This is a genomic window from Klebsiella sp. M041 (assembly GCF_059759695.1).
Map to the genome: position 1 here is coordinate 1 of NZ_JCAXWU010000044.1, position 7,321 is coordinate 7,321.

Genomic DNA, 7,321 nt, shown 5'->3' on the forward strand with positions numbered 1-7,321 from the left:
GCTGTCCAGGGTGTAATGAACAGTCCACAAAACTTTTTGCATGGAACCGCAAAAACTTTTGTGTCCTGCCCCGGACAGATGCGTCAGGCCGTGGCGTCTTTGCCCTTGCGGCGAACGGCTCTCAAACGGGTGAAGGTAACAACCAGGGGGCAGGTTCAGCAGGTCCCCGCACAAAGTCAAAACCGCGGCCCCGGCAACTCAACGGGTGATGGTTTTTAAAGACAAAACAACAGAGTAAGGAGATTCATCATGGCAGCACGTGGCGTTAACAAAGTCATTCTGGTCGGACATCTGGGACAGGAACCGGATGTGCGTTACATGCCCAACGGGGGCGCAGTGGCCAATCTGACGCTGGCCACGTCTGAAACATGGCGTGACAAGCAGACGGGAGAGATGCGCGAAAACACCGAGTGGCACCGTGTTGTCATGTTCGGCAAGCTCGCGGAAGTGGCGGGCGAATACCTGCGTAAAGGCGCGCAGGTCTACATCGAGGGCCAGCTGCGCACCCGCAACTGGCAGGACGATGCCGGAGTCACGCGCTACGTCACCGAGGTGCTGGTCGGCCAGAACGGCACCCTGCAGATGCTCGGCGGCCGCCGTGAATCCGGTGTGCCTGAGAGCACTGCGCAGCCGCAGAGTCCTGCCGCCCCGGCACAACCTGCTCAGGCCCCGGCTAAATCCCCGAAAGCGAAGGGCGGTAAGAAAGGCCGTCAGGATGCGGCTCCGTCTCAGCAACCGCCTCAGCCACTCCCGGATGATTTCCCACCAATGGATGACGACGCGCCCTTTTAAACCATGATGAAGACGCCCCGTTCAGGCGGGGCAGAGAAGGAGAAACATATGGACCATAACGTTTTGTCCCCGCTTGAATCTCTGCCGGATGGCACGTTTACCCGCGAGCAGGCTCAGATTGTCGCCGCGCAGTATCAGAATGTGGCGATTGAAGATGACCAGGGGACCCATTTTCGCCTTGTCGTCCGTCATCAGGATGACGGCAGCATGGTCTGGCGCGTCTGGAATTTTGAACCGGGCGGCGAGGACATGATGAACCGTTACATCCGGGACTACGGAGTACGCAAAACGCAATAAGCCGTAATAGGTGCCGGGCAGATGGGTCTGCCCGGCAGACATTAACCAATATCGGAGAGAAATCAATTATGTCAGTGACCGAGTCTAAAGCAAAAGCGCCGGTTAAAACCAGCAAAAAATCGGTGAACCCTGCCGAATCCGCCGCCCTGAAAGCCGCGCTTGAGGCTGCTCAGGTTGAGATGGTGCCGCTGTCGGCGCTGGTCAAATCCCCGCTGAACGTTCGCACGATCCCCTATCCGGCTGACAGTGTCCGGGAGATGGCTGACTCCATCATGGCGATCGGCCTGATCCAGAATCTGGTGGTTCACTCGCTGCCGGACGGTATGTCAGGGGTGGCTGCAGGTGGCCGCCGTCTTGCCGCCCTGCAACAGTTGCTCAGCGAGCAGCGCATCGATGCCGGGTATCTCGTTGTCGCCAAGCGTGTCAGTGACGACCTGGCGATGGTTGCCTCGATGGTCGAGAACAACCAGCGGGTGGCCATGCATCCGGCAGAGCAAATCAGCGGGTTCCGCACCCTGTCAGAAGAGGGGAAAACCCCGGCTCAAATCGGGGACCTGCTGGGCTACAGTGCCCGTCACGTTCAGCGGATGCTGAAGCTGGCAAACCTCGCCCCGGAACTGATCACCCTGCTGGCAGAGGACAAACTCGACGTGGAGCAGTGTCAGTCCCTGAGTCTGGAGAGCGACCCGGCACGTCAGGTGCAGGTGTATGACCAGGTGAAAACCTCATACGGCAGCACACCCGCTCACCTGCTGAAGCGGGCCATCACGGATACGGAAATCGCCGTAACCCACTCCCGCTTCGTGTTTATCGGTCGTGAAGCGTATGAGGCCGCCGGGGGCGTGGTGCGTGAGGATCTGTTCAGCGCCCAGGAGGGAGACGGAACGGCTGATGGGGTACTGGTTGAGCGTCTGGTTCAGGAGAAGCTGGCGGCGGCTGCGCTGGCCATCGAACAACAGGAAGGCTGGTCATGGTCACTGGCTCGTGAGGGCTCCGTCAGAAACTACGGCGATGACCGCGAGCATTATCTGGTGCTGCCGGCGCCGGAGGGGGAATTCAGCGCTGAGGAGCTACAGCGTCTTGATGAACTGTACGCCACGCTGGAGGCAACGGAAACCTTTGAGGATGAAGCCGCGATTCAGGTGCTGATTGATGAGATTGAAAATGCGGCGTCAGTTCGGGCGTGGACACCGGAGCAGAAAGCGGCCTGTGGCGTGGTGGTCAGTCTGTATGACGGTGAGCTTTGCGTCCAGCGTGGTGTCCAGAAGAAGATCCAGACGGCGGTCTCTGACGTCGGGGAACACGGTGGCGATCAGGCTGCCGTACATGTGGTCACCCGCAGTATCCCTGATGCGGCAGAAGGCATCAGCATGCCGTTGCTGAAAAAAATGTCTTCAGAAAGGACACTGGCGGTTCAGGCCGAACTGGTTAAGCAGCCACAGAAAGCCGTGGCCCTGATGGCCTGGCGGCTGTGCAGTTGCGTGTTTGACTACTGCACCACCACCCGGCATCCGTTCGTCCTGCGCCTTGAGGTGCATCACAGCGGCCTGACCAGTGAAGCCCCGACCGGAGAGGAAGGTCAGGCATGGCGGTATCTGATGCAGGAGAAAGCCCGTCTGGAAGCCCTGCTGCCGGAGGGGTGGCAGAAGGATTTCACCACCTTCTTTACCCTCGACGGGCAGACCCTGATGTCGCTGATGGCCTTCTGTGCTGCCTGTTCCGTCGACGGTGTTCAGACCCGTGAATGTGGACATACCGGCCGCAGTGACCTCGATGGCGTGGAGGCGGCGCTGGGATTTCATCTGCGCGACTGGTGGCAGCCGACAGCGGATAACTTCCTCGGGTTGCTCAGCAAGGCCCAGATTGTGGCGGCGCTGAAGGAGGCCGGGCTGACCGGAGCCGCCTCGGATGCCGAAAAAATGAAGAAGGGTGATGCTGCCAGCCATGCGGAACAGTGGCTCTCCGGCTCCCGCTGGGTACCGGGCTGGATGCAGTCCCCGGATGCCGCAAAGCCGGACGATGCACATGCTGCCCCTGACACTGACGAACCGACTTCACACGCAGCCTGATAACGGAGACGCCGCCCTGCGGGGCGGCGATAAGGAGACTGAAGATGAAAACGTTACTGACTCTGGACGTCCTCAAAACCATGTCCATCGACGAGCTGGAAGATTACCGCGCTGCGGGTGAAGATTTTCGCCGTGAGCTGACCCATGCAGTGATGCGTGTTCTGCATCTGCCGTCAGGCTGGTCCGTGAACGGTGAATATCGCAGTGAGTTTGGCGGTTTTTTCCCGGTTCAGATCCGCTTTTCTCCGGCCCATTGCCATTTTGATGTCGCTGTCTGCAGCCCCGGAGAGTTGAGTGAGCGCTGGATGATCGTCTTTGTGACACGTGGTGGCCAGCCGTTCTCTGTTGTTCGCAGCATGGAAGCATTTAACCCGGAGTTGATCTCCCACACGCTAGCATTGATAGCGTGTCTCGATACTGACGGATATTCCTGCGCCAGTATCATCAGTACGCTGGAACAGGAGGGCGCACAATGATCCCTTCGTCCCGTTCCCTTGTCACCCTGCAGCCTGCCCGGCAGGCTGCGCTGCAGGCCATCATGACCGTGGAGAATGCCCGCCAGCGCGGTGCTCGTCTGTCTGCAGCGCCACACGTGCGTACTTTCCTGCGCCTGCTGACCGGGAACAGCCGTATGAACACGACCGTGGCGCAGCGCATTCCCGGCCTGAACTGGGACCCGAAACATCGTCTGAGCAGTCTTAAACAGGTGGAAGAGGCGCTCGATGCACTGATTGCCAGTCACGGGGAGTGCTGCCCGCTGCCGCTGCCGGTTGATGTTCAGGCCGAACTGTTCCCCGAGGTGCAGCACAGCCGGACTGAGCGCCGGAAACAGCGCAGCAGCCTCGCCTTTACCCGTAAGATGCGTCGGGAAGAACGCGCAATGGTGCATCACTGGCGATTACGGCAGAACCTGCTGGGACAGGCCGTCACGGAGCTGAATTTCCAGTCACCGGAAACGGTCATCAGCTGGTACCGCCGGTGGGCCGGTGAGTTTGACGCGCGTGAGCTTGCCCCTGCCTTCTGGCACTGGCGATCGCGATATGCCTCGCTGGCCTCTCTGGACTGGCTGCGGGATGCCGGGGAGCCGCTGTATGGTGTCATGCATGAAATCAGCTTCATTGTGAGAGAGACGCCGGAGTCTGTGCGTCAGGCAGAACGCTGGCAGGTCCCGAACAAGCTGACACACCGGAGCCACGGATGAAGTGGCGCTATTCCCTGCGCTGGAAACTGCCGCACAGGCCCTGCCCGGGTCCACAGGAGCTGGTTTCCGTTGTCGTGGAGGCAGGGCAGGCGGCACCTGAAGAAGTGATGTCTTGCTGGGTAGCGGGCGCGGGATATGCGGTATGCGTGGATTTTCTGGACGAGAGGCAGATTAAGCGCTGGAGCGACGAGCGGAAAGCCGCCGCCCGCCACCGGAATCTGGTGCGCCGCATCAACAGGATTGCGCCCTTGTTTGCCGACGAGCTGATCGAGCGGGAGCTTGAGAGCAGACCCGGGTATTTTCGCGGCAAATCAGAACGATGATGGCGCGATGCCTGGTCAGTATGGCAGCGGGTAAGGTATACTGGCGGTGGCGCTTGAGGCTTTTTGCCTCATGACGTGAAGGTGGTTTGTTACCGTGTTGTGTGGCAGAAAGCAGAAAGCCCCGTAGTTAATTTTCATTAACCCACGAGGCCACCTGTATGCCTAGACAACATCAGGATAGCCTCTTAGATGCCGCGAGGCAAGGAGAAGAAGGCCATGAAACTGCCGCGAAACACTCTGCTCGGGTGCGTATTAATAGTGTGCCTCACACTGTTGATATTCACTTACCTCACCCGGAAATCACTCTGTGAAATCCGGTACAGGGACACGAACAGGGAGGTGGCGGCTTTTATGGCTTACGAATCCGCTAAGTAGCTAACCCCGGCGGGGGGAAACCCCCGCCATTAAGGGGAGATGATGTCTGTCATGCCTGAAGCGCCTTTATGAAGGGGTTGCCGGTTCACCGGTAGCCCCTTTTTCCTTTCCGATGCGACCGCACGCCTCAACTTCCGGTAAGGGCAGTTCCCCTGCGGGGAACAGAGCAGGACGGTAGCCCCTTTTCCCTCCCTCTGGTCATGCTAATGCTAATGTACGCATCCATTAGCTATTACCGGGAAAGGCTATTTTTCCCTGTTCCGTGCTGCACGGATGCCTGTCTGATAGTGCTTTTTCACACTTTCAATATCACTCAGGGTGGAGGCCTGACAGGAGTATGCGGCAAGACGGTAGCGGGAAGCTATATCATCCAGGATGGCAGGCGTATTATCGCGGCTGCGGTGCTGGCGACCCTTCTGGCCAAAAGTGGCAACAATTATGTCCTGGCTACCCGCGCGGCCGAAAAGGCGCATACAAAGGCGCTTTACAATTAGCGGGGTTAAGTCCAGATCGATGCTGTCAGCTATCTCAAAAATAAAACTCAGCATCCGGTACGTTTTATAGCGCTTAACTGCTGCGCTGAGGCGTGCGGCTCGCTGAGGCAGTTCCCACGAATCATCAGAATAACGCTGCAGTTCAGCCTGATAATCCCGGGTCAGATGTTCGATTGTGTACGTAAAGTTGCGGTAAAAGTAAGCGCGAGACTGTTCAGTCTGGGATTCCTGAGCCATTTTATGCACCGGTTGTTAATGCTAATGGATGCGTACATTAGCATTAATGTCTATTGCGCTCAAATTTTACTCTTCTTGCTTGATTGTGTATGACTTCTGTCATACAGTTGTCTGTGTAATGAACAGCAGTGAATCCACTAAACTCAGAGAGGCGAAGCGCAGTCGCGGGTGAGCCAAAGGAGAGCCAGCATGAACTTCACGATAAAATCCCGTAAAACCGGCGAAATTTTCAGTTTTTACGCACCCGACAGTGGTGGCTATGTTCACCTGGAGTCCCCGGGACGCCCTGGTAGCACAGGTGCACAGATTTGCCGTGGGGGAGGGTTTATGGGGAGTACACTTTTCTGTGACGCTTCTGAGGACGATCTGGCCAGTGTTGCCCGTAAATGGTACCGCCAGTTCGTGAGGGAGCGGCGCAAATTCTTAATTATGTCGGGCCAATATTCTGAGGATAAGCAATGAAAAAAGAGATCTCCCGCAACCCCTCTTTCACGCCTTCGCCTAAGCTGCGAGCACATCTGAACTCCCACAGGGAAGGGGTGACTGAACGGCTGAATAATATCTTTGATCGCTATGCGCATCTGGTTCGCGCCTGTGCCCTTCCTCTCGATGACGAAGAAACACAGGTTCTGCTTAATGTGCTGAATGGCTCCGTTGTGGAACCCGCCTTTATTGAATATCTGGCTCAGGAAATCCGGGACTCAGATTACTATCTGGAGGGGATCCCCGCGGCTGAATCACTGTACGAAAAGTGCCAGTCAGCGACCTATCCACAACTGCTGGCCACCGTCGAACGGCTCGATCGCTGAAGAAGGTAAAACCGATGAGTGACGTACTGTCCTGCAGACATCTTACCGCTAATCTTAAGATGATTGCCGGGGCGATATAACATCCAGCCCGGTTATTGAGCTGTAGATGTTGATTTATGTTGATTGTTCTCGATTCGCCCGTTGGATCAGCCCGTGATTTCTCTGCGGGCTTTTGTTCTGATACTCCTCCGTTCCTTCCTGTGATGGCTTTATTTCCTGCTGTGTCCCTTTTTAAAACTGAAAAGGCTTAAAAGCACACCAAAGCTGGACCCCTTCGGCTCCCGGCCAGCTGCGCTGTCCAGTCGTCGAGCCACACTCCGCCAGGGCAGCTGCTTCGCACCTGCCGGGCTCCGCCGAACCCGCAGGCGGTTTCGGGCCTGACGGCTAGTGTCTGATGTCTGAAGTCAAGGTCAACGGCAGCGCTTGCTGCGACCGTTCCGGCCGCGCCGCTTTCACCGTGCCGGCGAAGGACTGCCGGCACTCTGCAGGGCAACGCCGTTTCGCGCCCGCGCGTTCCGTCGTTGCGGCGGGTGCCTGCTCCTTTCCCCTGGTACCCGAATCACCCGTTTGAGTCCATTCGCCCGGGCTGACATAGCCACAACCTGTCGCATTAGCTGTCCAGGGTGTAATGAACAGTCCACAAAACTTTTTGCATGGAACCGCAAAAACTTTTGTGTCCTGCCCCGGACAGATGCGTCAGGCCGTGGCGTCTTTGCCCTTGCGG

Annotated in this window: 12 protein-coding genes and 1 pseudogene; 12 read left to right on the forward strand and 1 reads right to left on the reverse strand. The window is 57.6% G+C overall.

From position 1 onward, the window contains the following. The 9 genes from AC6CWS_RS26185 to AC6CWS_RS26225 all read left to right on the forward strand — a co-directional run. On the forward strand, positions 1-219 hold a 219-nt coding region (locus AC6CWS_RS26185), incomplete at its 5' end, for a single-stranded DNA-binding protein (protein WP_498256458.1). Positions 220-249: 30 nt separating this feature from the next. Next, positions 250-792, forward strand: coding sequence for a single-stranded DNA-binding protein (gene ssb / locus AC6CWS_RS26190; RefSeq protein WP_004206772.1), 543 nt, complete (start codon positions 250-252; stop codon positions 790-792). A gap of 48 nt (positions 793-840) precedes the next feature. After that, complete coding sequence (locus tag AC6CWS_RS26195; protein ID WP_004206771.1) at positions 841-1,089, forward strand: DUF905 domain-containing protein; 249 nt, start codon at positions 841-843, stop codon at positions 1,087-1,089. A 68-nt stretch (positions 1,090-1,157) separates the two neighbouring features. Next, positions 1,158-3,158, forward strand: a complete 2,001-nt coding sequence (locus AC6CWS_RS26200; protein WP_065905262.1) for a ParB/RepB/Spo0J family partition protein — start codon at positions 1,158-1,160, stop codon at positions 3,156-3,158. 44 nt (positions 3,159-3,202) lie between these two features. Beyond that, positions 3,203-3,634, forward strand: coding sequence for a conjugation system SOS inhibitor PsiB (psiB, locus tag AC6CWS_RS26205; protein WP_038992715.1), 432 nt, complete (start codon positions 3,203-3,205; stop codon positions 3,632-3,634). Next, positions 3,631-4,359, forward strand: coding sequence for a plasmid SOS inhibition protein A (locus tag AC6CWS_RS26210; RefSeq protein WP_040107916.1), 729 nt, complete (start codon positions 3,631-3,633; stop codon positions 4,357-4,359). Before psiB ends, AC6CWS_RS26210 begins: the two co-directional genes overlap by 4 nt. Further along, complete coding sequence (locus tag AC6CWS_RS26215) at positions 4,356-4,682, forward strand: hypothetical protein (RefSeq protein ID WP_038992719.1); 327 nt, start codon at positions 4,356-4,358, stop codon at positions 4,680-4,682. The genes AC6CWS_RS26210 and AC6CWS_RS26215 overlap by 4 nt, the downstream gene beginning before the upstream one ends. A gap of 158 nt (positions 4,683-4,840) precedes the next feature. Beyond that, a complete protein-coding gene (locus AC6CWS_RS26220; protein ID WP_224230667.1) occupies positions 4,841-4,993 on the forward strand; it encodes a DUF5431 family protein in 153 nt (50 codons plus the stop codon). Next, on the forward strand, positions 4,938-5,057 hold the full coding sequence (locus AC6CWS_RS26225) for a type I toxin-antitoxin system Hok family toxin (RefSeq protein WP_223156217.1): 120 nt from the start codon (positions 4,938-4,940) through the stop codon (positions 5,055-5,057). The genes AC6CWS_RS26220 and AC6CWS_RS26225 overlap by 56 nt, the downstream gene beginning before the upstream one ends. A gap of 245 nt (positions 5,058-5,302) precedes the next feature. Here AC6CWS_RS26225 and AC6CWS_RS26230 read toward each other — a convergent pair whose 3' ends face one another. Continuing rightward, positions 5,303-5,788: a cytoplasmic protein gene (locus AC6CWS_RS26230; protein ID WP_065905260.1), complete on the reverse strand. Its 486-nt coding sequence runs from the start codon at positions 5,786-5,788 to the stop codon at positions 5,303-5,305. Between the two features lie 189 nt (positions 5,789-5,977). Between AC6CWS_RS26230 and AC6CWS_RS26235 the strand changes: the two genes are divergently transcribed. From AC6CWS_RS26235 to AC6CWS_RS26245, 3 genes and pseudogenes are all read left to right on the forward strand, one after another. Next, on the forward strand, positions 5,978-6,250 hold the full coding sequence (locus tag AC6CWS_RS26235; protein ID WP_065905257.1) for a hypothetical protein: 273 nt from the start codon (positions 5,978-5,980) through the stop codon (positions 6,248-6,250). Beyond that, positions 6,247-6,597, forward strand: coding sequence for a hypothetical protein (locus AC6CWS_RS26240; protein ID WP_047722605.1), 351 nt, complete (start codon positions 6,247-6,249; stop codon positions 6,595-6,597). Before AC6CWS_RS26235 ends, AC6CWS_RS26240 begins: the two co-directional genes overlap by 4 nt. 14 nt (positions 6,598-6,611) lie before the next feature. Continuing rightward, a pseudogene (locus AC6CWS_RS26245) lies at positions 6,612-6,674 on the forward strand (hypothetical protein); the annotation flags it as partial. Positions 6,675-7,321 lie beyond the last annotated feature (647 nt).

Bases quoted from the DNA above. Each gene is read 5' to 3' on its own strand.
- psiB (WP_038992715.1), top strand. From the start codon at position 3,203: ATGAAAACGTTACTGACTCTGGACGTCCTCAAAACCATGTCCATCGAC.
- AC6CWS_RS26200 (WP_065905262.1), top strand. From the start codon at position 1,158: ATGTCAGTGACCGAGTCTAAAGCAAAAGCGCCGGTTAAAACCAGCAAA.
- AC6CWS_RS26220 (WP_224230667.1), top strand. From the start codon at position 4,841: ATGCCTAGACAACATCAGGATAGCCTCTTAGATGCCGCGAGGCAAGGA.
- AC6CWS_RS26235 (WP_065905257.1), top strand. From the start codon at position 5,978: ATGAACTTCACGATAAAATCCCGTAAAACCGGCGAAATTTTCAGTTTT.
- AC6CWS_RS26215 (WP_038992719.1), top strand. From the start codon at position 4,356: ATGAAGTGGCGCTATTCCCTGCGCTGGAAACTGCCGCACAGGCCCTGC.
- AC6CWS_RS26210 (WP_040107916.1), top strand. From the start codon at position 3,631: ATGATCCCTTCGTCCCGTTCCCTTGTCACCCTGCAGCCTGCCCGGCAG.
- ssb (WP_004206772.1), top strand. From the start codon at position 250: ATGGCAGCACGTGGCGTTAACAAAGTCATTCTGGTCGGACATCTGGGA.
- AC6CWS_RS26230 (WP_065905260.1), bottom strand. From the start codon at position 5,788: ATGGCTCAGGAATCCCAGACTGAACAGTCTCGCGCTTACTTTTACCGC.
- AC6CWS_RS26195 (WP_004206771.1), top strand. From the start codon at position 841: ATGGACCATAACGTTTTGTCCCCGCTTGAATCTCTGCCGGATGGCACG.
- AC6CWS_RS26240 (WP_047722605.1), top strand. From the start codon at position 6,247: ATGAAAAAAGAGATCTCCCGCAACCCCTCTTTCACGCCTTCGCCTAAG.